Genomic DNA, 22,597 nt, shown 5'->3' on the forward strand with positions numbered 1-22,597 from the left:
AAAACCGCGTCATATAAACCGCGCCATAGAGCTAAGAGGACCCAGGCCGTGGAAGAAGTCATCGAGCAACTGCGTGAAGCAAACGAACCGGTACCCGTTCCCCTGGAGTTACCGGACGAAGACCAACTGGTGGAAGTCGAGGAACAGCTGTTCATCAACATCCCCTACGTCTTCAAAGAGTTCCTGTTGACCGTGAGTGACGTGGTCTACGGCAGCCTGGAACCGGTGACTGTCACCGACCCGCAGTCCCACACCTATCTGCCGGAAGTAGCCGCTACTGCCTGGGACCTGGGTGTACCGCGCGAGTTGATCCCGATCTGCCAGGACGGCGAAGACTATTACTGTGTCGAGGAAGACGGCACCGTGGTGCTGTGGTCCGGCGAAGAAGAGCTGATCACCGAAGAATCCTGGGAATCGGTGTGGCACTGGGCACGGGACGTCTGGCTGGAAAGCTGAGTCGATCACCCGCACGCCCCATGGCCGGCAAGCGCGCACTTACAGAGGCATGCCCCCTGTAATGGCGCGCGTGACCGCGCCGTTGCCGTCCCCGGCAGCGGCGGGAATGGGCGATCAATGCCCTGAACTTTCCTTGTGGTTATCCAGGGTTTCCAGCAGCGCAACCTGCATCCGCGTGTGCACCCGGATAAACCAGCGCCACAGCACCGCAGCCACCGCGGCCGCGACCACCGCGATCAGGACCAGCAGCTCGGCAGTCGGCAGAATGCTCGACGACAACGCCGCCAGCAGCAGAAAGATCACCAGCAACGACAAAATCGGAATCACCTCGGCGATCACTCGCCGCACCCTCTGCGTATGGCGCCCGGCCACTTCCGCCTTGACCCCCATCTCCGCCAGCAGCATCGACAGCGCCTTGAGCTTGCGATAGGCGGCGATCAGGAACGGCAGCGACAACAACAGCGCACCGCCCCAGATCAGCGCCTTCTGCCAGCTCGGGTCGCTGATCCAGTCCTGCAGATAGCCGGCGATACGGGCCGCGAAATAGCCGCCAGAAAAGAAGATCGCCACCACCAGCGCCAGGTTGACCCCCACCTGCATCAGGATCCGCCGGATCATCGACGCCAGCAATGCGCCCTCGCCTTGGGGCTGGATGCTGCGTAGCCATTCGCCATACATGCCCAGCACCCGACCCAGGCGCTGCGGCATCACTTCGGCCAACTTCAGCGACAACGGGTCGGCGGCGCGAATCAGGTACGGAGTGAGCAAGGTGGTGATGGCCGATACCGCCACCGCCACCGGATAGAGGAAGTCGCTGGTGACCTGCAAGGTCATGCCCAGGGCAGCGATGATGAAAGAGAACTCACCGATCTGGGACAGGCCCATGCCGACCCGCAGCGACGTGCGCCCATCGTTGCCGGCGATAAAGGCACCCAGCCCACAGGACAGCATCTTGCCCAGGACCACCGCGACCGTGATCACCACGATCGGCCAGGCGTACTGCAGGAGAATCTGCGGGTCGATCATCAAGCCAATGGCGACAAAGAAGATGGCACTGAACATGTCGCGAACGGGTTCAATCAGCCGTTCAATTTTCAGGAGCTCGCGGGACTCGGCGATGATCGCGCCAATCAGGAAAGCCCCCAGCACCATGCTGTATTCCAGCTTGACCACCAGCAGGCAAAAGCCGAAACACAGGCCGAGCACGGTGATCAACAGCATTTCGTTGCTTTCAAAGCGGGCCACGTAGGCCAGCAGGCGCGGCACCAGCAGAATGCCGATCACCAGCGCCACGATCATGAACAGCGAGAGCTTGCCGACGGTGGAAAACACTTCGCCGGAGTCGACCGTGCCGCTGACCGCGATGCTTGAAAGCAAGGCGATGATGCCGATGCCGAGGATGTCTTCGACAATCAACACACCGAAGATCAGCTGCGCAAAGCGCTGGTTCTTCATCTTCAGGTCATTGAGGGCCTTGACGATGATGGTGGTCGAGGAAATGGCCAGGATCGCACCGAGGAACAGTGAATCCATGGTGCTCCAGTCGAACCAGCGACCGATTTCGTAGCCGATCCAGATCATCAGCACGATTTCCAGAAAGGCCGCGATAAAGGCCGTGGCACCGACCTTGAACAGCTTGCGCAGGCTGAACTCCAGGCCCAGGCAGAACATCAGGAAAATCACCCCCAGTTCGGCCAGGGTCTTGATGGTCTGCTCGTCATGAATCAGGCCAAAAGGTGGGGTGTGCGGCCCGATAATGAAGCCGGCGACGATATAGCCCAGCACCACCGGTTGTTTGAGCCGGTGAAAAACAATGGTCACCACGCCCGCGACCAACATGATCACTGCCAGGTCCTGAATAAAGCTGATGGCATGCATGGCGTGGGGCTCCTTGTGGGGTTGGCAAATACGCTCACTCGGCCGCCGAGCATCCGAATGCTCTGATGAAGGCCAAGTAAAAATCTGAAAATTTGAGAGAAAAAGCCCTGGGAAAGGGCCTTTCGCAGGTTACCACCGCGACTTCGAGCAAAAAGGCGGTGCAATATAAGGAAACAGATCGATCGGCGCGTGACGGCGAGCGGCGGCCCGGCGTCCCGTTATCGATGGTTTTGAAAGCTGACCAAGCGCCCGCAGAGGTGCTCCCGTAACCCCTGCCTACAACCGTGAGTGTGCTATGGAACCCGGAAACGCCCAGCTGTCGATGACGGTACTGATGACCCCTGACATGGCCAATTTCTCTGGCAATGTCCACGGCGGCACCCTGCTCAAGTACCTCGACGAGGTCGCCTATGCCTGCGCCAGCCGTTATGCCGGCCGCTATGTGGTGACCTTGTCGGTGGACCAGGTGATTTTCCGCGAGCCGATTCATGTCGGCGAACTGGTGACCTTCCTGGCGTCGGTGAACTACACCGGCAACACCTCGATGGAGGTGGGGATCAAGGTGGTCACCGAGAATATCCGCGAGCGCTCGGTGCGCCATACCAACAGCTGCTTCTTCACCATGGTCGCCGTGGACGACCAGCGTAAGCCGGCAGTGGTCCCGCAGTTGCAACCGCAGACCAGCGAAGACAAACGGCGTTTTATCCAGGCCAAGCAGCGCCGGCAGATTCGCCAGGAGCTGGAAATTCGCTATCAGGAGATCAAGGCCGACGCGCCCTGAGCTTCACGCACCACGGAACCATGGACGGTTCCAGCCTCCCGCTTCGCACCTCCCTCCCTGCAATGCCCCTCGGGTATTTCCGTGCCCTCCCCGCGCCAGCCCTTAAAGGCCAGGCAGATTGGCCGCTTTGATCCCTTTTTGACCACATACGCAGTTATGTAGCCGCAGCCCCGCTGCCAGAATCCCCGTGCAAGGCAAAAACGCACTCCCGCTCGCGGGAGCATTCGAACAAGAACGAACGCGTGAGAACCGAACATGCCCAGCACCCGCCCCGCCTCCAGCAGCAACGCCCTCGCCATCAGCGACAGCGGCGTCCCCAGCGAATTTACCCACAGCGCCCAGGGCACTTCCCTGCGACGCATCCTGCGCCTGCCGGCCCTGGTGTTCTTCGGCCTGGTGTACATGGTGCCGCTGACCATTTTCACCACCTACGGCGTGGTCACCCAGCTCACCGGCGGGCGCACGGCCGCCGCGTACGTCATTACCCTGCTGGCGATGTTTTTCACCGCGCTGTCCTACAGCGCCATGGTGAAGAAATATCCGATTGCCGGTTCTGCCTATTCCTACACCAGCCTGAGCTTTGGCCCGAGCATCGGCTTTCTGGCCGGCTGGTCGCTGCTGCTCGATTACCTGTTCCTGCCGATGATCAATTACCTGGTGATCGGCCTGTTCCTCAATATCGCCTTTCCCCAGGTCCCAGCCTGGGTCTTCGTGGTGGCGACCATCGGTGTGGTGACGGTGCTGAACATTCGCGGCATCAGTTCGGTGTCGAGCATGAGCAACCTGATCGTCGGCGCCCAGGTGGTGTTTGTCCTGGTGTTCATCGCTCTGGCCGGCAAGCACTTGCTCGGCGTCGAAGCCCTGGACTTGAGCGCGCCGTGGCTGGGTGACGGCAGTCAGGTCGGATTTCTGCCATTGATGGCCGGCGCGGCGGTGCTGTGCCTGTCGTTTCTGGGGTTCGATGCGGTGTCGACCCTGGCCGAAGAGGCCCGCGACCCGCGCAGGGACATCCCTCGGGCGATTGTGATTACTACCCTGGGCGCCGGCGCGCTGTTTATCCTGCTGGCCCTGGTCAGCCAGCTGGTGTTCCCCGGCAGTGCCTTCAAAGACCCGGAGGCGGCCGCCGGCGAGGTCATGCTGCAGGCGGGGGGGCGTTTTCTGGAGATGTTTTTCACCGCGGCCTATGTGGCGGGCGCGGCGGGATCGGCGCTGGCCTCCCAGGCCTCGGTGTCGCGCATTCTCTTCAGCATGGGCCGCGACGGGATCTTGCCGCGCCGGGTGTTCGGCGTGCTCTCGGCGCGTTACAAGACGCCCACCACGGCGATTGTCCTGGTGTCGCTGATCTCGCTGCTGGCGGTGGTGATCGACCTGACGACACTGGCGTCGATGATCAGCTTCGGCGCGCTGGTGGCGTTCTCGGCGGTCAACCTGGCAGTGATCAAGAGCCACCTGTTCGATGGCCAGCCACGTAGCGGCGCCGACCTGTTGCGCTATGGCTTGCTGCCGCTGGTGGGGTTTGCCCTGATTGTCTGGCTCTGGACCAGCCTGTCGCTGCTGACCCTGGGCATCGGCCTGGCCTGGTTCGCCGTGGGCCTGGCCTACCTGGCGTTCCACACCCGGGGCTTCAGCCACAAGGCGCCCGAGGTGCAGTTCTCAGAGCCGCTCTAGGGTCGGTTGAGGTGTGGCCCAGCACCGCGGCTTGTGACCAAACCGCTAGAGCTCGATCGGCGTGGCTTCGAAACGCACCCGCGGATGGGCGATCCGGTCCTGGGCCCGCACCAGCTCCAGTTCATAACTGGCGCAAGCCTGGGTTTCCAGCAGCACTTCATGCACCGCGGCGGCGGTGAATTCGAACGCCGCCAGCAGGCTGTCGCCCAGCAGCACCCGGGCCAGGAACAGGCCTGAGGTCAGGTCGCCCACACCCACGGGTTGACGCGGAAACGCCAGCAGCGGGCGGCGCAAATGCCAGCTGCCATCGGCGGTGACCAGCAGCATCTCAAAGCCATCGGCGACCTTGCCCGGGTAATCCAGGTGTTTGACCAGCACCGCCTTCGGCCCACGGGCCAGCAGCGCCCGAGCCATGGCCAGGCAATCGAACAGCGACTGCGGCTTGCGCCCGGAGAAGCTGTCCAGCTCCAGCTGGTTGGGGCACAGGATATCTGCCATCGCCACGGCTTCTTCGAGCAGGAAGTCGCTGACTTCTGCGGGCACGCTGCAACCCTTTTCCGGATGCCCCATCACCGGGTCGCACAGGTACAGCGCCTTGGGGTTGGTCGCCTTGATCCGCGCGACACCACTGAGAATCGCCCGCCCCTGGGCGGCGCTGCCCAGGTAACCGGACAGCACCGCGTCGCAGTTGCCCAGCTCGCCGATGGCGGCGATGCCTTCTACCAGCTCGGGAATCCGATGGGGCGCCAGGACTTCTCCGGCCCACTGTCCATACTGAGTGTGGTTGGAGAACTGCACCGTGTTCAGCGGCCAGACGTTCACCCCGACCCGCTGCATCGGAAAAACCGCAGCGCTGTTACCGGCATGGCCAAAGACCACATGGGACTGGATCGCAAGCAGATGAGGTGTACGTTTCATGCGCGGATTTTCCGTAAAACCATTGAAATTCAAGCCGCGCAGTATGCGACTAAACACAGCCTGTACGACAGACCGGAGAGGCAGTTAAGCTGATGGCACTTTGTCGGAGCAAATCTTCATGCTGACCCTTGGAAATATCTTTGTGCTGATGCTGCTGGCGACGGGCGCCGCCTGGATCTGGCACAACCACGGCTTGCGCGAGCGAGCACTGGAGAGGGTCAAGCAGCACTGCGCCAAGCTCGATATCGAGCTGCTGGACGGCAACGTCGCGCTCAAGCGCATCGGCTTCGTCAAGGATGCCAACGGCCGCCGACGCCTGGCGCGAATCTACAATTTCGAGTTCACCGTGACCGGTGAAACCCGGCACGCCGGCACCATCACCCAGTTCGGCGCCCACAGCGCACAGATCGAACTCGCGCCCTACCCCTTTGAAGTCAAAACCCCATTGCCCAGTGCGGAAGTGATCGAGCTGAGCCAATGGCGGGAAGAGCATCAGAAATGGCGGCAGTGACACGGTGGATCAGGGTCGAGGGCCAGCGCAGCCTTCGGCAGCGGCTACAGGCGGCAGGCTTGTAGGCTGTTCTGCAACGCCGCGACCTCCTGTACCTCGCTGAAAATCAACTCCAACCGCGAATCCTGGCGCCATTCACTGGGCAGCCAGTTGAGGGGCGAGTTGTCGACGCCATTCCCGGAACGCCAGCCTTCGCCGCTATGGATCACCAGCTTGGCCCGGCGCCAGTCGAGGTTCTGCAACCAATGGTCGATCCGCGTCAGGTCGAATAGCTGGCTTGGATGCCAGCGCCAGCCAATGCTCCAGCCGCCCTCCTGGGCCTGGCTCAGGCAGATCGGCCGAGTCGGATCGGTCCAGATCGCCGGCAGCTGCGCCAGGCCCTGGGGCAGCTCCAACTCGACCTGAGCCGCGTCGGCGCGAGCCAGTAAACCGGGCAGCTGTGCCAGCGGCAGATGGGCCTGGTGGGTCCAGTACCGCGGACAATCCGGCAGTTGCTCGATAACCCGCTGCCGCTCGGCCTCGTCCAGGTGCTCATCCTTGTTCAGCAACAACAACCCGGCACTGGCCAACGCCTCCTGCTGGGCCCGGGGCAAGGGCTTGCCGGCCGCCAGGGCCTGGGCATCCAGCACCAATACACAGGGCTGCACAGCCAACACGCCTTGCCACGGCGCCTCGCGCAATTGCCGCAGCAATTGCGCCGGATGGCCGAGCCCCGAGGGCTCGATAAACAGCCGGTCCGGTCGCGCCTTGCGCAGCAAGCGCCCAAGGCCCACCTGAAACGGCGCGCCGTTCACGCAACACAGACAGCCACCGGCCACCTCCCCCAGGCTAATACCGTCTTCATCCCGGGCCAGCAGCGCTGCATCCAGGCCGATCTGACCGAACTCGTTGATCAGCACCGCCCAGCGCTCGTTGGCCGGGCGCTGGCGCAAAAGGTCGCGGATCAGGCTGGTCTTTCCGGCACCCAAGGGCCCGGCGATAACGTGAGTGGGGATGTTTTGCAGCATGGGAAGGGAGTCCATAAAACCGGTGAAGCGATGCTACGCCCTTCTCGACCCAGGCGAATAGCCGCTCGACCTGCAGTCGCTGCCTAGGCACGAGGCGGCGCTGGCCATCAGCAACGCCCCATGCCTGCCTGGCAGACCACGGCCGGTCAGCCCAGCCAGTCCAGGGTCAGGATCAACCGGCGCTCGCCCGGCGCCGGTTGCGGTGAGCGATGGATCAGGCCGAAGCCTTCATTGCCGTGCCATTTCTCACCCTTGAGCAACGCCACCTCGCCGCAGGCCATTTGCTCGATTGACGCTCCGGCATCAGGCTCGGCCTGGGCCTGGCCCAACTGCCGGCGGTCCATGACGCCTTCCTTGAGCCACTGGCTGCCGATGCCGGCGTAGGTGGTGATCAAACGCACCGGCACATGGTCGACGTGAAAGCGCGGACACATGGCCTTGTCCAGAACCCGCAGACGCAACCCCACGCGTCGTGCCCCCAACAGGCAGGCAAAGGCGCTGACCAGCCAGGAAACGTCGGCGATAAAGCCGTCATAGCCCTCAAGATCACTGAAGCCCGACGCCAGGCCACGCAGGTTGGGCTCGGCTTCATCATCGGCCAGCTCCAGGGACAGGGAGTCGGCCAGGGGCTGGTTGAGGGACAGCAACAAGGCGCCGAAATCGGCGATATGCGCCGGCAGCCGGCGCTGCCACAGGGCCAGGTTGACCGGGTCCTGCAGCACGTCGGCCAATACCGAGGGCGCAGCGCCCAGCGCCTGGCGGCGGGTCACCGACGGCAACGCAATGCCGGGGGCTCTCAGGGCCGGCATCAGGCCGCGACCTCCCCTTGCCAGGGCCCGAAGGGGTCGGGCAATTGCCGCCAGCCTTCGACACCCAGGGCCATCTCCGCGTCGCTCAGCAGGCAAGCGTCGAGTTCGGCGGCAAGTTGTGCGAAGTCGATGTTCTGCCCGATAAATACCAGTTCCTGACGGCAGTCGCCGCTGGCTGGAGTCCAGTTGTTCAAGATCGCCGCAGTGCTTTCCTGATCCTGGGGCCACTGCTGCCTGGGCACGAAACGCCACCAACGCCCGGCAAACCCGTGGCGCATCAAGCCCCCGGCCTGGGACCAGCTGCCGGCGTCCCGGTACTTGCTGGCGAGCCAGAAAAAGCCCTTGGAGCGCAGCAGTTTGCCGTTGACCCAGGGCCGGTCGATAAACTGGAAAAACCGCTGTGGGTGAAACGGCCGGCGCGCCCGGTACGCCGTGGAGGCGATCCCGTACTCCTGGGTCTCCGGCACGTGCTCGCCGCGCAGCTCCTGCAACCAGCCGGGGGCCTGGGCCGCACGTTCGAAGTCAAACCGTCCGGTGTTGAGGATCGCGCTCAGCGGCACCTGGCCCATGACCATGGGCAGGATCTGCGCCTGGGAATTGAGGCGCTGGAGAATGGCCATCAGTTCCTGGCGCTGGTCGCTGCTGATCAGGTCGATCTTGCTGATCAGGAGCACGTCGGCGAACTCGATCTGCTCGATCAGCAGGTCGGTGATCGAACGTTCATCTTCCTCGCCCAGGGTTTCGCCACGGGAAGCCAGGCTTTCGGCGGCCTGGAAATCGAGCAGGAAATTCATCCCGTCGACCACCGTGACCATGGTGTCCAGGCGCGCTACGTCCGCCAGGCTCTGGCCCTGTTCATCGCGAAAGGTGAAGGTTTCGGCCACCGGCAGCGGTTCGGAGATGCCGGTGGACTCGATCAGCAGGTAATCGAAGCGCCCTTCCCGGGCCAGTTTGCCGACTTCTTCCAAAAGGTCTTCGCGCAGGGTGCAGCAGATGCAGCCGTTGCTCATTTCCACCAGCTTTTCTTCGGCGCGATTGAGGCTGACGTCACGCTGGACCTCGCCGCCATCAATGTTGATTTCGCTCATATCGTTGACGATCACCGCCACTCGCAGGTTTTCACGGTTACGCAGCACGTAGTTGAGCAAGGTGCTTTTGCCGGCGCCGAGAAAGCCGGAAAGCACGGTAACGGGGAGACGGTCGGTCATGGGGATGGTCCTCATCAGGGCGTACGGTGGCTGGGTCAAGACGCCCGGGTATGGCGTTCGCGCAGCTCTTGGCGTTCTTTGGCTTCGATACACAGGGTGGCGGTTGGACGCAGCAACAGGCGCTTGAGGCCGATCGGCTCACCGGTTTCCCGGCACCAGCCATATTCGCCACGGGCGAGGTGTTCGAGGGCCTGGTCGATCTTGTCCAGCAGCTTCTTTTCCCGCTCCAGCAGGCGCAGTTGCCACTGGCGCCGCTCTTCGGCGCTGCCGATGTCTGCGGGGTCGCTGCTGGGTTCCTGTTCGCGCAGTTCGCTGAACTCGCCGGCGATGCGCTGTTGCAGGTCGGTGCGCTGCGCCAACAGCAGTTCGCGGAAGAACCCCTGCTGGGCGTCGTTCATGTAGTCGGCCTGGGGTTGGGCAAGCAGTTCTTGTTCAGTCATGGGCATCACGGATCAGGCTTTATTTAATGCTATATTATAACAATACAAATAAGCCAATCCTCTCTTGCCGAGGCTGACGAAGGGCGCGATGCTGGCGCCCTCTTGCGACGAGAACCTTGATGCCCACTTCGTTGAAATACCTGTTGCCGAGCCTGGCGCTGCTGGTTGCCGGCCACGCCTGGGGTCAATTGCCGAGCACGCTGGCCAACTGCACCCGCAGTGCCAACCTGCTGGCCTGCGTGGATCCCCAGGGCAATGCCTACAGCGTCGCCACCGCGGGCAGCGACACTTACCTGCGCGGCTTCGAAGTCAGCGGCAAACGCTATTGGGCGCAGACCAACAGCCGCTATGGACAGCTGACCTTCTTCACCGGCCTCGCTTCCAACGGCGAAGCCTGGGTCGGCTACAGCCGCCGCGTGGGCTGGACCACCCTCAATCGATTCTCCAGTTCGGGCGGCAGCAAAGGCGTGTTCACCTGCAGCCGCCTCAGCGGTTGTTAAGCCTGCCAGCGCGTCAGACTCGGGCTTTTTGCTGCTCCTGCTGCCAGGCCATGTAGCTGTTGATGGGTGGGTTTTTCTGAAAGTAGCGCTGCAAGCCCTCGAACAAACCGTCGGCCACTGCCTGCTGATGCCGTGCGGTGACCAGGCGCTGGCTGTCGCGGCTGTTGGAGATGAAGCCGGTTTCCACCAGGATCGACGGAACATCCGGTGACTTGAGCACCGCGAACCCGGCCTGTTCCACGCGCTTCTGATGCAGGGTGGTGATCCCGGACAGGCTGTCGAGCACGGTGCTGCCCAATTGCAGGCTGGCGGCAATGGTGGCGTTCATCGACATGTCCAGGATCACCCCGGCCAGCATCGGGTCCTTGTCCTTGAGGTTGAGCAGGCTGGTGGCCCCCAGCAGGTCGGCGCCGTTTTCCCGCTGCGCCATGAAGCGCGCGGTCGCCGAGGTCGCGCCGCCTTCGGACAAGGCATACACCGAGGCGCCGGAAGCTGTCAGCCGTGGCGCGGCATCGGCGTGCACCGAGATAAACATGTCGGCCTGATGCTGACGGGCGATCTCCACGCGCTTGCGCAGCGGCACAAAGAAATCGTCGTTACGCACCAGCTTCACCGTAAAGCCCTTCTCGCGCTTGAGCCGTTTGGCCAGCAACTGGGCAATCGCCAGCACCACATCCTTCTCGCGCTCGCCCTTGGCCCCGACCGCACCCGGATCCTTGCCGCCGTGGCCGGGGTCGACCACCACCATGATGTCGCGTTTGGGGTGGGCCTTGTCCGCTGCCGGCGGCCGTTGCACCAGCGGCGCACTGGCGGCGGCCACCTGCAACGGTGCCTGGCCGACGCGGCTCAAATCCAGCACCAGGCGATGCCCCTGGCCATCCTGGGGCGGCAGCAAAAAGCTGTTGAGCTGCACCGGCTCGGTCAGGTCGAGGACGATGCGCGTGTCGCCGTCACCAAAGCGCCCGGAGCGAATCGCCCGAATCACCGTATTGGCCAGGGCCAACTGACTGAAATCGCCGCTGAGCCTGGCCCCACGCAAGTCGACGATCAAACGTTGCGGCGCACTCAGGGAGAAGGTCTGGTACTGCACCGGCCCGCTGAGGTCGAGCACCAGCCGCAGTTTGTCGTCGGAGCGCCAGAGCCGCGCGTTGCGGATCTGCGTCGCAGACACCCCCAGTGGCAGGATCAGGGCCGCGCTGGCCAGCAGCAGGTTAAGCAATTGACGTCTGTGCATGACATATACCGCTGATTAAGGAGCGTCCGTACTCACGAGACCGGGTGGTAAGCCGGCTGTGGAAAAAGTTTTCATTCGACGCATTGTTATAATATAACATGTCGAACTCTTTCCCACGATGGACCTGCTCATGAATGCGCTGACTCTGCCGGATATCGCCGCGCAGGCCGCACGCCAAGCCTTGCCCCTGGAATGGGTGGGCATGTGCGGCATTGCCTTACCTGTGTTGTTCGACGGCCAACGGATCGGCGCCACAGCAGATGCCGGAGTCAGCCTGGATGACGGCGAGGCGCGGGGCATTCATATGTCGCGGCTGTACCTGGCGTTGGAAATGCTCGAAAACGAACCCCTCACGCCGCAGCTGATTCGCAACGTGTTACAGCGTTTTCTCGACAGCCATCAAGGTTTGTCCCAACACGCCTATCTGCGGATTCACGCCGATCTGTTGCTGAAACGCCCGGCCCTGGTCAGCCCATTGGCCGGTTGGAAGAGCTACCCGGTGAGCATCGAAGCGCGCCTGAAAAACGCAATGTTCCACGTGGAACTAAAAATCGACGTGGCTTATTCCTCAACCTGCCCATGTTCGGCGGCGCTTTCACGGCAGTTGATTCAGCAACAGTTTGTCGACGACTTCGCCAATCAGCCGTTGCAGCACGCCGATGTACTGGCTTGGCTTGGCTCGGCCAAAGGCATAGTCGCCACCCCTCACAGCCAACGCAGCTACGCGCAATTGCAACTGCGCCTGGTCGACTATCTGGACCAGCTGCCGCTGATAGCCCTGATCAATGACGCCGAAACCGCCCTCGGCACCGCCGTGCAAACTGCGGTCAAACGCGCCGACGAACAAGCTTTTGCCCTAGCCAATGGACAGAACCTGATGTTCTGCGAGGACGCCGCGCGCCGCTTGCACCTGGCCCTGAAACGCTCCCCCGGGATCAATGCCTTCGCCCTGCGAGTGGTGCACGCCGAGAGCCTGCACGCCCACGATGCCGTCGCCGAAAGCCGCTACAACTGGGAGGCGGCATGATCCGCTGCCAGGCCTTGCGCTGGGGTGCCCCGGGGCAGGCGCTGACTCCGGCTCTAGATCTGCACCTGCCCAAGGGCAGCCTGACCGCCATCATCGGCGCCAATGGCTCGGGCAAGAGCAGCCTGCTCAAAGTCATCGCCGGCCTGCAAAAGCCTCTGGCCGGCAAGGTCCTGCTGGAGGTTCCAAGGCGTGGCGGCCTGGCGTTTCTGGCACAACAGCAGCATCTGGATCGACAGTTCCCCATCAGCTTGCAGGAGTTGGTGGCTGCCGGTTTCTGGGGCAGCAAGCTCGACGCCCAGACCCGCGCGCAGCAGTTGCACAAGGCACTCGAAGACTGGTGCCTCGGTGGCCTGGAACAGCGGCCGTTGATGGCGCTGTCCGGCGGCGAATTGCAACGCGCCCTGCTCGCCCGGCTGAGCCTGGGCCAGGCCCCGGTGCTGTTGCTGGATGAACCCCACGCCGCGCTGGATGAGTTGGGCCAGGCGCTGCTGTGGAAACACATCCACGCCTGGCACGCCGAAGGCCGGACCCAGGTCCTGGTGTGCCATGACCTCGCCGCCGTACGCCAGCACATTCCCCAGACCCTGTTGATCAACAGCAGCGGCTGCCTGTTCGGCCCCAGCCAGCAACTGATCAAACCGCAAGCACAAGCGCAGGTGGCTTGATGGTCGTCGCCCAGCTCTGGCAACCCTTCAACGAGTTTGTGTTTATGCGCCGGGCCTTGCTCGGCGGGCTGGTGCTGGCGTGCAGCACCGCACCGTTGGGCGTGTTTCTGATTCTGCGCCGCATGAGCCTGATCGGTGACGCCGTGGCCCACGGCATCTTGCCCGGCGCCGCCCTGGGCTTCTGGTTCGCCGGCTTGAGCCTGCCGGCCCTGACCCTCGGTGGACTGGGCGCTGGCTTGAGCATGGCCGGCCTCGCTGCCTGGATCACTCGCCGTACCGGCCTGCGCGAAGATGCCAGCCTCGCCGCCATCTATCCGATCTCCCTGGCCAGCGGCGTGCTGATTCTTGGCCTGGCCGGCAAACGCCTGGACCTGTTGCACCTGCTGTTCGGTTCGGCACTGGCCGTGGACGGGCCGACCCTGAACGGCATGCTCTGGGTCAGCGGCTTCAGCCTGCTGGCCATGGCCCTTATCTATAAACCGCTGCTGCTGGACACCCTCGACCCGCTGTTCCTGCAAACCGTCAGCCGCCTCGGCCCCCTGGCCCACGGGCTGTTCCTGACGTTGGTGGTGCTCAATCTGGTGATCGGCTTCCAGGCCATCGGCGCCTTGATGGTGGTCGGCTTGATGATGCTGCCGGCCGCCGCCTCGCGTTTCTGGAGCCGGCGCCTGCCACTGTTGATCACCCTTGCCGCCGTGCTCGGGTGCCTCTCGGTGTGGCTCGGCCTGCTGCTGTCGTTTTACTACTCGCTGCCCAGCGGCCCGGCCATCGTGCTGGTGGCTGGCGGCCTGTACCTGCTGTCCGTGGTGTTCGGTCCGGTGCACGGTTTGCTGCGCCGCCCGCCTTTGCTCACATCCCAATGAGGTGTTTCCCGATGCGCGTTCTATTCGTGCTGTTCAGCCTGCTGCTGTCACTGTCGACCGCCCAGGCCGCCGACAAGCTCCAGGTGGTCACCAGTTTCAGCATCCTCTCTGACATCACCCACCAGGTGGGCGGCGACCATATCCAGATCACCAACATGGTCGGCGCCGATGCCGATGCCCACACCTACGAGCCGACCCCGGACGATGCCAAGGCCCTGCTAAAGGCCCGGTTGATCATCAAGAACGGCCTGGGTTTCGAACCCTGGCTCGATCGTCTGGTGGCCAGCACCGCGACCAAAACCCCGGTCATTACCGCCAGCCGTGGGGTGATTCCACGCGCCCTGGAAGAAGACGGCGAAACCGTGCCCGACCCCCACGCCTGGCACAACCTGGCCAACACCGAGCTGTATGTGAACAACATCACCAAGGCCCTGGCGGCAGCCGACCCGGCCAACAAGGCCGACTATGAGCGCAACAGCCAGGCCTACCTGAAACAGATCTACCGCCTGCTGGCCGAAGCCAAGGCCAAGCTCGGCTCGCTGCCGCCGGGCAATCGCAAGATCGTCACTTCCCACGATGCCTTCGGCTACCTGGGCCAGGCCTATGGCATCGACTTTATGGCGCCCCAGGGTTTGTCCACCGAGCGTGAACCGTCGGCCGCCGAAGTCGCAGCGCTGATCACCCAGATCCGCAATGCCAAGGTCAAGGCGGTGTTCATGGAAAACATCAAGGACGCACGCCTGCTGCAACAGATCGCCGAAGAGAGCGGCGCCCATATCGGCGGCACCCTGTATTCCGATGCCCTGGCCGCCACAGGTCCGGCCAGTACCTTCGCCGGGTTGTTCGAATACAACCTCAACACCCTCTACGACGCCCTGAGCCAACCATGAACCCGTGCGCCCCGCTGTCGCTGCTGGACCTGGAGCACGCCGCCCTGGGCAGTCGCTGGCCACTGAACGCAGTGCTCGATGGGCTGCCGTGGAACGACGCCGGGCTGATCGCCGCCATCGCCCAACAACACGACAGCGGCGAGGTGCTGATGCTGGCCTGGATGAACCGCCAGGCCCTGGCCCTGACCCTGGAGAGCCGTGACGTCTGCTACTGGTCGCGCTCGCGCCGGCAACTGTGGCGCAAAGGTGAAAGCTCCGGTCATCGCCAACGCCTGGTGGAGGCGCGCCTGGATTGCGACGGCGACGCCATTCTGCTGCTAGTGGAGCAACAGGGCCCGGCCTGCCACACCGGGCGCCGCAGCTGTTTTTACAACGCCGTTCGCCAAGGTGCGGTGCAGGTCATCAGTGCACCGCTTGAGGAGCCCGTTCCATGATTCGCAAAAACCCTTCCGGCGACCTGCCGTTGATTGCCGAGTCGGCCTACGTCGATAAAACCGCGATCATCTGCGGCAAGGTGGTGATCGGTGAAAACGTGTTCGTCGGCCCCTATGCGGTGATCCGCGCCGACGAAGTCAACGCCCTGGGGGAAATGGACCCGATCACCATCGGCGCCAACTCCAACATCCAGGATGGGGTGGTGATCCACTCCAAGTCCGGGGCGGCGGTGACCATCGGCGAATTCACCTCCATCGCCCACCGCTCCATCGTTCACGGCCCCTGCCAGGTGGGTGACCGGGTATTCATCGGTTTCAACAGCGTGCTGTTCAACTGCGTGGTCGGCGACGGCAGCGTGGTGCGCCACAACTCGGTGGTCGACGGTCGCGACCTGCCCGATGACTTCTACGTGCCCTCCACCACTCGCATCGGCCCCAACACCGACCTCTCGCAATTTCCCCCGGTGAGCATCAGCGCCTCGGAGTTTTCCGAGGATGTGGCGCGCACCAACGTCGATCTGGTGCGCGGCTACAAAGCCTTGCAAAACGAGTTCTGAACATGAGCCAGATCCTTATTCGCAACGCCCGCCTGGTCAACGAAGGCCGGCAGGTGGATGCCGACCTGCTGGTGCGCCGCGGCCGGATCGAGACCATCGCCAGCAGCATCAGCAATCAAAATGCCGCGCTGGAAATCGACGCCCAGGGCCAATGGCTGGTGCCAGGGATGATCGACGACCAGGTGCACTTTCGCGACCCCGGCGCACCGGACAAAGGCAGCTTCTACACCGAGTCACGGGCGGCGGTGGCCGGTGGCATCACCAGCTTCATGGACATGCCCAACACCCAGCCGCCGACCCTGAGCCTGTCCGCGCTGGAAGACAAACAGCGGCGTGCGGCGATCAATTCGGTGGCCAACTACGGCTTTCACTTTGGGGTCAGCCAGCACAACCTCGACACCGTGGCCGCTCTCGACCCGAGCCTGGTGGCCGGGGTCAAAGTCTTCATGGGCGCCTCCACCGGCAACATGCTGGTGGACGATCCACAGGTGCTGGAGCGCTTGTTCGCCGAAGTCCCGACCCTGCTCCTGGCCCATTGCGAACATACCCCCAGCATCCAGGCCAACGAACACCTGTGGCGCGAGCGCTATGGCGAGCAGATTGGTCCTGGCGCCCACCCGCTGATCCGCGACGCCGAGGCCTGCTATCGCTCCTCGTCCCTGGCGGTGGAACTGGCCCGGCGTCACGGCACCCGTCTGCACGTGCTGCACCTGACCAGCGCCCGGGAACTGGCATTGTTCGAGGACAAGCCCCTGGCCGAGAAACGCATCAGCGCCGAGGTCTGCCTGCACCACCTGCTGTTCGATGATCGCGACTATGCGCAGCTGGGCAACCTGATCAAGTGCAACCCGGCGATCAAGACCCAGGCCGACCGCGACGCCCTGCGCCAAGCCCTGCTCACTCAGCGGCTGGACGTGATCGGCAGCGACCACGCGCCCCACACCTGGGCGCAAAAACAGCTGCCGTACCACGCCGCACCCAGCGGCCTGCCGTTGGTGCAGCACGCCCTGCCCGCGCTGCTGGAACTGGTGGCCGATGGCGTCTTGCCGCTGACCACCCTGGTGGAAAAAACCAGCCACCGGGTCGCCGACCTGTTCGCCATCCCCGATCGAGGCTACCTGCGCGAAGGCTACTGGGCCGACCTGGTACTGATCCAGCCCGAGCCCGACGGCAAGGCCGTGGACCGCCAGCAGATCCTCGCCCAATGCGGCTGGACCCCGTTCGCCGGGCGCAGTTTTCGCCACAGCATCGCGACCACGCTGGTCTCCGGACAACTGGCCTGGCACGGCGAACGCCTGTACGACGGCTGCCAGGGATTGCCGTTGCGCTTCAATCGCTGAGCCGCGCCCCCTGTCTTTTTGCAGTCGTTTTTTACACCTCCAAGGACCGCCACAGATGATCCGCATCACCCTGCCCGATGGCTCGCACCGTGAGTACAACCAGCCGTTGTCCGTGTTCGAGGTGGCTGCCAGCATCGGCGTCGGCCTGGCCAAGGCGGCCGTCGCCGGTCGCGTCGACGGCCGCCTGGTGGACTGCACCCACCTGCTGGAGCAGGACGCCAGCGTGAGCATCGTCACCGGCCGTGATCCCGAGGGCCTTCAGATTCTGCGGCACTCTTGCGCCCATCTACTGGCGATGGCGGTCAAGCAGTTGTACCCCTCGGCGCAGGTCGGCATCGGCCCGGTGATCGACGACGGCTTCTTCTACGACTTCGCCCATGACCGGCCGTTTACCCCCGACGACCTGGCGCTGATCGAGGCCCGCATGCGCAGCCTCGCCGCCACCAATCACAGCCTGCGTCGCCGCGAGTTATCCCGCGCCAATGCCTTGGCATACTTCAGCGCCCTGGGTGAGTCCTACAAAGTCGAGCTGATCCGCGCCCTCCCCGAGGCCGAGGTGCTCTCGCTGTACCGCCAGGGCGATTTTGAAGACCTGTGCCGCGGGCCCCATGTGCGCTCCACCGGCATCCTCCAGGCCTTCAAGCTGACCAAGGTCGCCGGGGCCTACTGGCGCGGCGACGCAGGCAATGCACCGATGCAGCGGATCTACGGCACCTGCTGGGCGCAGCACAAAGACCTCGACGCCTACCTGTTGCGCGTCGAAGAAGCCGGCAAGCGCGACCACCGCAAGCTCGGGCAGCAGTTGGACCTGTTCCATTTCGACGACTGCGCGCCGGGCTCGGTGTTCTGGCATGCCAAGGGCTGGGCGCTGTTCCAGCAGTTGCTGGGGTACATGCGCACACGTCAGGAGCGGGCCGGTTACCAGGAGGTCAACACCCCGGACGTGATGGACCGCAGCCTCTGGGAAGTCTCCGGGCACTGGCAGAACTACCGCGACCATATGTTCACCTCGCGCACCGAGGACGATCGGGTGCTGGCCCTCAAACCGATGAATTGCCCGGGGGCGCTGTCGATTTTCGGCCATGGCCTCAAGAGCTACCGCGACCTGCCACTGCGCATCGCCGAGTTCGGCAAGGTGCATCGCTACGAGCCCTCCGGCTCGTTGCACGGCCTGCTGCGGGTGCGGCACTTCACCCAGGACGACGCGCATATCTTCTGCACCGTGGCGCAGATGCAGGCCGAATGCGAGGCCACCATCGCCCTGGTGTTCGACATCTATCGCGACTTCGGTTTCGACGATATCCAGGTCAAACTCTCGACCCGGCCGGCCGAGCGCATCGGCAGCGATCAGGTCTGGGACCAGTTGGAAGGCGCACTGTCCGGGGCGCTGGCGAACATGGCGATCGACTATCAGCTCAACCAGGGCGAAGGCGCGTTCTACGGGCCCAAGCTGGAGTTCGTGCTGCGCGACGCCATTGGCCGCGACTGGCAATGCGGCACGCTGCAGGTCGACCTCAACCTGCCGCGGCGTTTCGATATCGGCTACATCGACGAGGGCGGCGAACGTCGGCAGCCGGTGATGTTGCACCGTGCGCTGTTTGGTTCACTGGAGCGTTTTATCGGGATCCTGCTGGAGCACTACGGCGGCGCCCTGCCGTGCTGGCTGGCGCCGCAACAAGCGGTGGTGCTGAACATCAGCGAAGGCCAGGCGCAGTACGCGCAAGCCGTCAGCGACGCCCTGCGCCAGCGCGGACTGCGCGCCAGTGCCGACCTGCGCAACCAGAAGATCAGCTACAAAATCCGCGAGCACAGCCAACAGAAAGTGCCCTACCTGCTGGTGGTGGGCGACAAGGAAAAGGACGGCGGCTTCGTCAGCCTGCGCAGCCGCAACGGCGAAGACCTCGGGCGTCTGACCCTGCCCGAGGCCATTGAAAAAATAGCGGCCTTGTAAGCGGGCCGCCGAGGTCGGTCAGGTAGACGTTAATTGTTGCGCAGGGCCCGCGCAGCCTCGTGCCTCGGCAGCGGCTAGAGGGCTCAGGCCCGTGGTTTGACTGTGCCGCAGTCCTGCCCCAGCCAGACGGCACGGGTGTCCATGCTGCCCTTTTGCTGGACCCCGGTGGCATTGAAGGTGCCGAGGACATTGGTGGTGAATTCACGATCGCTGAGGAACTTGGCAACGCCGGTGCCCTGGGCTTTCGGGCAGTTGAAGCGGAACTTCCACTGGTTGCCGGTCCGGTCGGTGACCTCCTGCTTGCAGCCCGATTGCGGGTCTGTCAGCGGGATGCTGTCCGATTGCACCTGAGCCTGGGTCAGGCACACCCGGATCCCCTTGCCGCCCATGGTCACGCCCTGTTTCTCCAGCATGGCCCGTTGTTCCGGAGTCATCTGCTGCTGCAACTGGCCAAGGATCAACGACAGGTCCGGCAGGTTCTGATCATCGACCTTCATGTTGCTGCTGGTCAGTTCCCATAGCCCGGGCTGCAGCATCTGCGCCTGAGCGGCCAGCGGAAGTGCAACACCCATCACCATGGCCAAACCCAGTAAACGACGTTTCATCGAGAAGCTCCTAGACAGTAGTGGCCGTTAGACGTCAAAAATCGACTTGCGTTGCATGGCCAATTAAATAGCGACATTCGCCGTGGAACATGGTCTGTTACGCATTGAGTCTTCAGGAGCAAGGCTGCCCCATGGATTATTTCGGTCCGCATATCTTCGGTTATTTGATCGCACTGTTGCACTTCCTCGGATTGATCGCCGCCATCCACGCGGTGCTGACCGTGCGTACGGCCCAAGGCGCGATTGCCTGGGCACTGTCGCTGATGTTCATCCCCTACCTGACCCTGATCCCCTACCTGGTTTTTGGCCGCAGCACCTTCGACGCGTACATCAAGGCGCGACGCCAGGCCAACCTGGAAATGCGCAAAGCCATCAACGAACTGAACTGGCGCCCCTGGATCGAAGAGGCCCTCAGCGCCCGCGCCTCCGCCGCCTATGCGTCGCTGCGGGCGATGCCCAAGCTGGGGCGCATGCCGTGTCTGGCGAGCAATCAATTGCAGTTGTTGATCAATGGCGACGCCACCTTCGCGGCGATTTTCGATGCCATCAGCCGGGCACGGACGGCGGTGCTGATCCAGTTCTTCATCATCCATGACGACGATTTGGGGCGCCGCCTGCAAAGCCTGCTGCTGAAGAAAGCCGCCGAAGGCGTGGCCATTCACCTGCTGTACGACCGCATCGGCAGCCATTCGCTGCCCCATGCCTATGTGCAGACCCTGCGCGACGCCGGGGTCGAAGTGCACGCTTTCGCCACCCGTAGCGGCTGGCTCAATCGTTTTCAGGTCAACTTCCGTAATCACCGCAAGATTGTCGTGGTCGACGGGCTGCTGGGGTTTGTCGGCGGGCATAACGTGGGGGACGAGTACCTGGGCAAAAAATCGCCCCTGGCACCGTGGCGCGATACCCACGTGCAAGTCAGCGGCCCGGTGGTGGCCTGCCTGCAGGAGTCGTTCGCCGAAGACTGGTACTGGGCCTCGCGGCAATTGCCGCCGCTGATCCTGCCGGACACCTACCCCGATGAAGGGGTGCTGTGCCAGGTCCTGGCCAGCGGCCCGGCCGACCCTTATGAGACCTGCTCGCTGTTCTTTGTCGAGGCGATCCACGCCGCCACCGAGCGGGTGTGGATTACCAGCCCGTACTTCATCCCCGACGAAGCCGTATTCGCCGCATTGCGCCTGGCGGCCCTGCGCGGAGTCGATGTGCGCATCCTGCTGCCCTCACGGCCCGACCACCGCATTGTCTACGCCGCCTCCAGCCTGTACGCCTTCGAAGCGGTGCGGGCCGGGGTGCGGGTGTTCCGTTATCAGCCGGGGTTCCTGCATCAGAAAGTGGTGCTGGTGGACAACGAGATCAGCGCCATCGGCAGCGCCAACCTGGACAACCGCTCGTTCCGGCTCAATTTTGAGGTGATGCTGCTGACTGTCGACCAAGCGTTCGCCGCTGAGGTCGAAAGCATGCTGATCGCCGATTTCGCCCAGGCCCACGAGATCGCCCAGGAAGAAAGCCGGGAAACCCACCGCCTGCAACAACTGGGTATGCGGGTCGCCCGGCTTATCTCACCGATCCTCTAACGCTCAGGGGTAGTAGAGGTCGTCACGGGTCCAGGGCAGTTCATGGCTGCCATCGGCCCGGGCCTTGACCGCAAGGATCTGGTGCAGATTGATCCAGCCCCGGGCGAACGCATAGGCGCAGCCGGCCAGGTACAGGCGCCAGATCCGCAGGGCCTGTTCGGGCACCAGCTTGCCGGCGGCCTCCAGGTTGTCTTCCAGGCGCTCGCTCCAGTGGTCCAGGGTCCGCGCGTAATGCAGGCGCAGGCTTTCGACGTCGACCACTTCCAGGCCGGCCTCGCTGATCTCGGCCGAGATCATCGCCAGGTGCGGCAACTCGCCATTGGGGAATACATAACGTTCGATAAAGTCCCCGGCCCCACGTCCGACCGGACGGCCGTCGGTGTGCTTGGCGGTGATGCCGTGGTTCATCACCAGACCGCCTTCACGCACCGCGCCGAACAGGGTCTTGCAGTACTGGGCCAGGTTGGCGTGGCCGACGTGCTCGAACATGCCGACGCTGACCACCTTGTCGAAGCGCCCGTCCTGGGGCAGATCGCGGTAGTCGAGCAGTTGCAGCTCGACCTGGTCTTCCAGGCCTTCGGCGATCACTCGCTCGCGGGCCAGGGCCAACTGTTCCTTGCTCAGGGTGATGCCGAAAACCTTGACCCCGAATTCCCGCGCCGCATAGCGCGCCAGCCCCCCCCAGCCGCAGCCGACATCCAGCAGATACTCGCCGGGCTGCAGGCGCAGCTTGCGGCACAGATGGCGGAATTTGGCTTGCTGAGCTTGTTCGAGGGTTTCGCTGCCAGTCTCGAAATAGGCGCAGGAATAGGCCATGTCACTGTCGAGCCAGAGCTGGTAGAACGCGTTGGACAGGTCGTAGTGGTAGGAAATGGCGGCGGCATCGGTGGCCTTGTCATGCTCGGCGCGGGCCGGCTGCACAGCGTCGTCCTCGTCCAGCAGGGCCTGGCTCCACTCGTCACACACTCGGATCACGTCGCTGATCGAGCCCTCGAGCTCCAGCTTGCCTTCAACGAAGGCCCCCCCCAGCAGGTCCAGGCTGGGGTGGGTGAATTGGGCAACCAATTGCGGGTCCTTGACCACAATAGTGACACTGGGGGCTGGCCCCAGATTGAACTCGTGGCCATCCCAGAGCCGCAAACGAAGCGGTAGATGCAGATTCTGTAAGGCCGGTGGAAGTTGCGCGAGCATGGAATAACCCCCTGGTTTCAGACGTCTGAAATGAGGGTAGACCATCAGCGAAAATTAGCAGGCTATCGATCTGATAGCCGGTTTCTATAAGAC

The 22,597-nt window shown here is 63.5% G+C and carries 23 protein-coding genes; 14 read left to right on the forward strand and 9 right to left on the reverse strand.

The genetic code is table 11. The features are described from left to right. The first annotated feature begins 48 nt into the window (after positions 1-48). Positions 49-456, forward strand: coding sequence for an SMI1/KNR4 family protein (locus AC19YX_RS15825; RefSeq protein WP_500606573.1), 408 nt, complete (start codon positions 49-51; stop codon positions 454-456). A 114-nt stretch (positions 457-570) separates the two neighbouring features. On the opposite strand, the gene AC19YX_RS15830 is transcribed toward AC19YX_RS15825, so the two are convergent. After that, positions 571-2,334: a cation:proton antiporter gene (locus AC19YX_RS15830; protein WP_078470378.1), complete on the reverse strand. Its 1,764-nt coding sequence runs from the start codon at positions 2,332-2,334 to the stop codon at positions 571-573. A 295-nt stretch (positions 2,335-2,629) separates the two neighbouring features. On the opposite strand from AC19YX_RS15830, the gene AC19YX_RS15835 reads away from it, so the two are divergent. Both AC19YX_RS15835 and AC19YX_RS15840 read left to right on the forward strand, forming a co-directional pair. Continuing rightward, positions 2,630-3,115 carry an acyl-CoA thioesterase gene (locus AC19YX_RS15835; protein ID WP_020294879.1) on the forward strand — a complete coding sequence of 162 codons (486 nt, stop codon included), beginning with the start codon at positions 2,630-2,632 and terminating at the stop codon, positions 3,113-3,115. A 255-nt stretch (positions 3,116-3,370) separates the two neighbouring features. Next, positions 3,371-4,783 carry an APC family permease gene (locus AC19YX_RS15840; protein ID WP_207202164.1) on the forward strand — a complete coding sequence of 471 codons (1,413 nt, stop codon included), beginning with the start codon at positions 3,371-3,373 and terminating at the stop codon, positions 4,781-4,783. Between the two features lie 45 nt (positions 4,784-4,828). Here the strand turns inward: AC19YX_RS15840 and pdxY are convergent, their stop codons facing one another. After that, positions 4,829-5,701 (reverse strand): pyridoxal kinase PdxY, encoded by an 873-nt coding sequence (gene pdxY, locus AC19YX_RS15845; protein WP_020294881.1) that lies wholly within the window; start codon positions 5,699-5,701, stop codon positions 4,829-4,831. Positions 5,702-5,819: 118 nt separating this feature from the next. Here pdxY and AC19YX_RS15850 point away from each other — a divergent pair, with 118 nt between their 5' ends. Beyond that, positions 5,820-6,212: a DUF3301 domain-containing protein gene (locus AC19YX_RS15850; protein WP_020294882.1), complete on the forward strand. Its 393-nt coding sequence runs from the start codon at positions 5,820-5,822 to the stop codon at positions 6,210-6,212. Between the two features lie 44 nt (positions 6,213-6,256). Here the strand turns inward: AC19YX_RS15850 and AC19YX_RS15855 are convergent, their stop codons facing one another. The 4 genes from AC19YX_RS15855 to dksA form a co-directional block, all read right to left on the reverse strand. Continuing rightward, on the reverse strand, positions 6,257-7,219 hold the full coding sequence (locus AC19YX_RS15855) for a CobW family GTP-binding protein (protein ID WP_500606574.1): 963 nt from the start codon (positions 7,217-7,219) through the stop codon (positions 6,257-6,259). Between the two features lie 146 nt (positions 7,220-7,365). Further along, entirely contained in the window at positions 7,366-8,028 is a 663-nt protein-coding gene (locus AC19YX_RS15860) for a DUF1826 domain-containing protein (RefSeq protein ID WP_500606575.1), read from the reverse strand. Then, on the reverse strand, positions 8,028-9,236 hold the full coding sequence (gene zigA / locus AC19YX_RS15865) for a zinc metallochaperone GTPase ZigA (protein ID WP_500606576.1): 1,209 nt from the start codon (positions 9,234-9,236) through the stop codon (positions 8,028-8,030). Before zigA ends, AC19YX_RS15860 begins: the two co-directional genes overlap by 1 nt. A gap of 35 nt (positions 9,237-9,271) precedes the next feature. Further along, the gene (gene dksA, locus AC19YX_RS15870; RefSeq protein ID WP_078470579.1) at positions 9,272-9,676 is read right to left on the reverse strand and encodes an RNA polymerase-binding protein DksA; all 405 of its coding nucleotides are present in this window, start codon (positions 9,674-9,676) and stop codon (positions 9,272-9,274) included. A 119-nt stretch (positions 9,677-9,795) separates the two neighbouring features. On the opposite strand from dksA, the gene AC19YX_RS15875 reads away from it, so the two are divergent. Beyond that, positions 9,796-10,176, forward strand: coding sequence for a glutamine synthetase (locus AC19YX_RS15875; RefSeq protein ID WP_201128646.1), 381 nt, complete (start codon positions 9,796-9,798; stop codon positions 10,174-10,176). Between the two features lie 13 nt (positions 10,177-10,189). Here the strand turns inward: AC19YX_RS15875 and AC19YX_RS15880 are convergent, their stop codons facing one another. Continuing rightward, positions 10,190-11,410 carry an N-acetylmuramoyl-L-alanine amidase gene (locus tag AC19YX_RS15880; protein WP_043228421.1) on the reverse strand — a complete coding sequence of 407 codons (1,221 nt, stop codon included), beginning with the start codon at positions 11,408-11,410 and terminating at the stop codon, positions 10,190-10,192. A gap of 130 nt (positions 11,411-11,540) precedes the next feature. Between AC19YX_RS15880 and folE2 the strand changes: the two genes are divergently transcribed. The 8 genes from folE2 to thrS are packed head-to-tail and all read left to right on the forward strand — an operon-like array spanning position 11,541 to position 19,137. Further along, positions 11,541-12,437: a GTP cyclohydrolase FolE2 gene (gene folE2 / locus AC19YX_RS15885; protein ID WP_500606577.1), complete on the forward strand. Its 897-nt coding sequence runs from the start codon at positions 11,541-11,543 to the stop codon at positions 12,435-12,437. Further along, entirely contained in the window at positions 12,434-13,102 is a 669-nt protein-coding gene (locus AC19YX_RS15890; protein WP_500606578.1) for a metal ABC transporter ATP-binding protein, read from the forward strand. Before folE2 ends, AC19YX_RS15890 begins: the two co-directional genes overlap by 4 nt. Next, complete coding sequence (locus AC19YX_RS15895) at positions 13,102-13,965, forward strand: metal ABC transporter permease (protein WP_201128653.1); 864 nt, start codon at positions 13,102-13,104, stop codon at positions 13,963-13,965. The genes AC19YX_RS15890 and AC19YX_RS15895 overlap by 1 nt, the downstream gene beginning before the upstream one ends. Positions 13,966-13,976: 11 nt before the next feature. Then, positions 13,977-14,855: a metal ABC transporter substrate-binding protein gene (locus AC19YX_RS15900; RefSeq protein WP_421548175.1), complete on the forward strand. Its 879-nt coding sequence runs from the start codon at positions 13,977-13,979 to the stop codon at positions 14,853-14,855. Then, complete coding sequence (gene hisI / locus AC19YX_RS15905; protein ID WP_421548174.1) at positions 14,852-15,289, forward strand: phosphoribosyl-AMP cyclohydrolase; 438 nt, start codon at positions 14,852-14,854, stop codon at positions 15,287-15,289. The genes AC19YX_RS15900 and hisI overlap by 4 nt, the downstream gene beginning before the upstream one ends. Continuing rightward, positions 15,286-15,846, forward strand: coding sequence for a gamma carbonic anhydrase family protein (locus AC19YX_RS15910; protein ID WP_421548173.1), 561 nt, complete (start codon positions 15,286-15,288; stop codon positions 15,844-15,846). The genes hisI and AC19YX_RS15910 overlap by 4 nt, the downstream gene beginning before the upstream one ends. A 2-nt stretch (positions 15,847-15,848) precedes the next feature. Next, positions 15,849-17,186: a dihydroorotase gene (locus AC19YX_RS15915; RefSeq protein WP_421548172.1), complete on the forward strand. Its 1,338-nt coding sequence runs from the start codon at positions 15,849-15,851 to the stop codon at positions 17,184-17,186. A gap of 55 nt (positions 17,187-17,241) precedes the next feature. Next, positions 17,242-19,137, forward strand: coding sequence for a threonine--tRNA ligase (gene thrS, locus AC19YX_RS15920; RefSeq protein WP_500606579.1), 1,896 nt, complete (start codon positions 17,242-17,244; stop codon positions 19,135-19,137). An 83-nt stretch (positions 19,138-19,220) separates the two neighbouring features. Here thrS and AC19YX_RS15925 read toward each other — a convergent pair whose 3' ends face one another. After that, complete coding sequence (locus AC19YX_RS15925; protein WP_020294897.1) at positions 19,221-19,742, reverse strand: DUF3617 domain-containing protein; 522 nt, start codon at positions 19,740-19,742, stop codon at positions 19,221-19,223. 131 nt (positions 19,743-19,873) lie between these two features. Between AC19YX_RS15925 and cls the strand changes: the two genes are divergently transcribed. Beyond that, a complete protein-coding gene (cls, locus tag AC19YX_RS15930; protein WP_078470363.1) occupies positions 19,874-21,313 on the forward strand; it encodes a cardiolipin synthase in 1,440 nt (479 codons plus the stop codon). A 3-nt stretch (positions 21,314-21,316) separates the two neighbouring features. Here cls and cfaB read toward each other — a convergent pair whose 3' ends face one another. Then, complete coding sequence (cfaB, locus tag AC19YX_RS15935; RefSeq protein ID WP_078470362.1) at positions 21,317-22,504, reverse strand: C17 cyclopropane fatty acid synthase CfaB; 1,188 nt, start codon at positions 22,502-22,504, stop codon at positions 21,317-21,319. Positions 22,505-22,597 lie beyond the last annotated feature (93 nt).

It is taken from the genome of Pseudomonas sp. MF09150 (genome assembly GCF_059862355.1).

What these genes read in the sequence shown, in the direction of transcription:
- AC19YX_RS15830 (WP_078470378.1), bottom strand. Translation starts at nt 2,334, where the DNA reads ATGCATGCCATCAGCTTTATTCAGGACCTGGCAGTGATCATGTTGGTC.
- AC19YX_RS15835 (WP_020294879.1), top strand. Translation starts at nt 2,630, where the DNA reads ATGGAACCCGGAAACGCCCAGCTGTCGATGACGGTACTGATGACCCCT.
- AC19YX_RS15840 (WP_207202164.1), top strand. Translation starts at nt 3,371, where the DNA reads ATGCCCAGCACCCGCCCCGCCTCCAGCAGCAACGCCCTCGCCATCAGC.
- pdxY (WP_020294881.1), bottom strand. Translation starts at nt 5,701, where the DNA reads ATGAAACGTACACCTCATCTGCTTGCGATCCAGTCCCATGTGGTCTTT.
- AC19YX_RS15850 (WP_020294882.1), top strand. Translation starts at nt 5,820, where the DNA reads ATGCTGACCCTTGGAAATATCTTTGTGCTGATGCTGCTGGCGACGGGC.
- AC19YX_RS15855 (WP_500606574.1), bottom strand. Translation starts at nt 7,219, where the DNA reads ATGCTGCAAAACATCCCCACTCACGTTATCGCCGGGCCCTTGGGTGCC.
- AC19YX_RS15860 (WP_500606575.1), bottom strand. Translation starts at nt 8,028, where the DNA reads ATGCCGGCCCTGAGAGCCCCCGGCATTGCGTTGCCGTCGGTGACCCGC.
- zigA (WP_500606576.1), bottom strand. Translation starts at nt 9,236, where the DNA reads ATGACCGACCGTCTCCCCGTTACCGTGCTTTCCGGCTTTCTCGGCGCC.
- dksA (WP_078470579.1), bottom strand. Translation starts at nt 9,676, where the DNA reads ATGACTGAACAAGAACTGCTTGCCCAACCCCAGGCCGACTACATGAAC.
- AC19YX_RS15875 (WP_201128646.1), top strand. Translation starts at nt 9,796, where the DNA reads ATGCCCACTTCGTTGAAATACCTGTTGCCGAGCCTGGCGCTGCTGGTT.
- AC19YX_RS15880 (WP_043228421.1), bottom strand. Translation starts at nt 11,410, where the DNA reads ATGCACAGACGTCAATTGCTTAACCTGCTGCTGGCCAGCGCGGCCCTG.
- folE2 (WP_500606577.1), top strand. Translation starts at nt 11,541, where the DNA reads ATGAATGCGCTGACTCTGCCGGATATCGCCGCGCAGGCCGCACGCCAA.
- AC19YX_RS15890 (WP_500606578.1), top strand. Translation starts at nt 12,434, where the DNA reads ATGATCCGCTGCCAGGCCTTGCGCTGGGGTGCCCCGGGGCAGGCGCTG.
- AC19YX_RS15895 (WP_201128653.1), top strand. Translation starts at nt 13,102, where the DNA reads ATGGTCGTCGCCCAGCTCTGGCAACCCTTCAACGAGTTTGTGTTTATG.
- AC19YX_RS15900 (WP_421548175.1), top strand. Translation starts at nt 13,977, where the DNA reads ATGCGCGTTCTATTCGTGCTGTTCAGCCTGCTGCTGTCACTGTCGACC.
- hisI (WP_421548174.1), top strand. Translation starts at nt 14,852, where the DNA reads ATGAACCCGTGCGCCCCGCTGTCGCTGCTGGACCTGGAGCACGCCGCC.
- AC19YX_RS15910 (WP_421548173.1), top strand. Translation starts at nt 15,286, where the DNA reads ATGATTCGCAAAAACCCTTCCGGCGACCTGCCGTTGATTGCCGAGTCG.
- AC19YX_RS15915 (WP_421548172.1), top strand. Translation starts at nt 15,849, where the DNA reads ATGAGCCAGATCCTTATTCGCAACGCCCGCCTGGTCAACGAAGGCCGG.
- thrS (WP_500606579.1), top strand. Translation starts at nt 17,242, where the DNA reads ATGATCCGCATCACCCTGCCCGATGGCTCGCACCGTGAGTACAACCAG.
- AC19YX_RS15925 (WP_020294897.1), bottom strand. Translation starts at nt 19,742, where the DNA reads ATGAAACGTCGTTTACTGGGTTTGGCCATGGTGATGGGTGTTGCACTT.
- cls (WP_078470363.1), top strand. Translation starts at nt 19,874, where the DNA reads ATGGATTATTTCGGTCCGCATATCTTCGGTTATTTGATCGCACTGTTG.
- cfaB (WP_078470362.1), bottom strand. Translation starts at nt 22,504, where the DNA reads ATGCTCGCGCAACTTCCACCGGCCTTACAGAATCTGCATCTACCGCTT.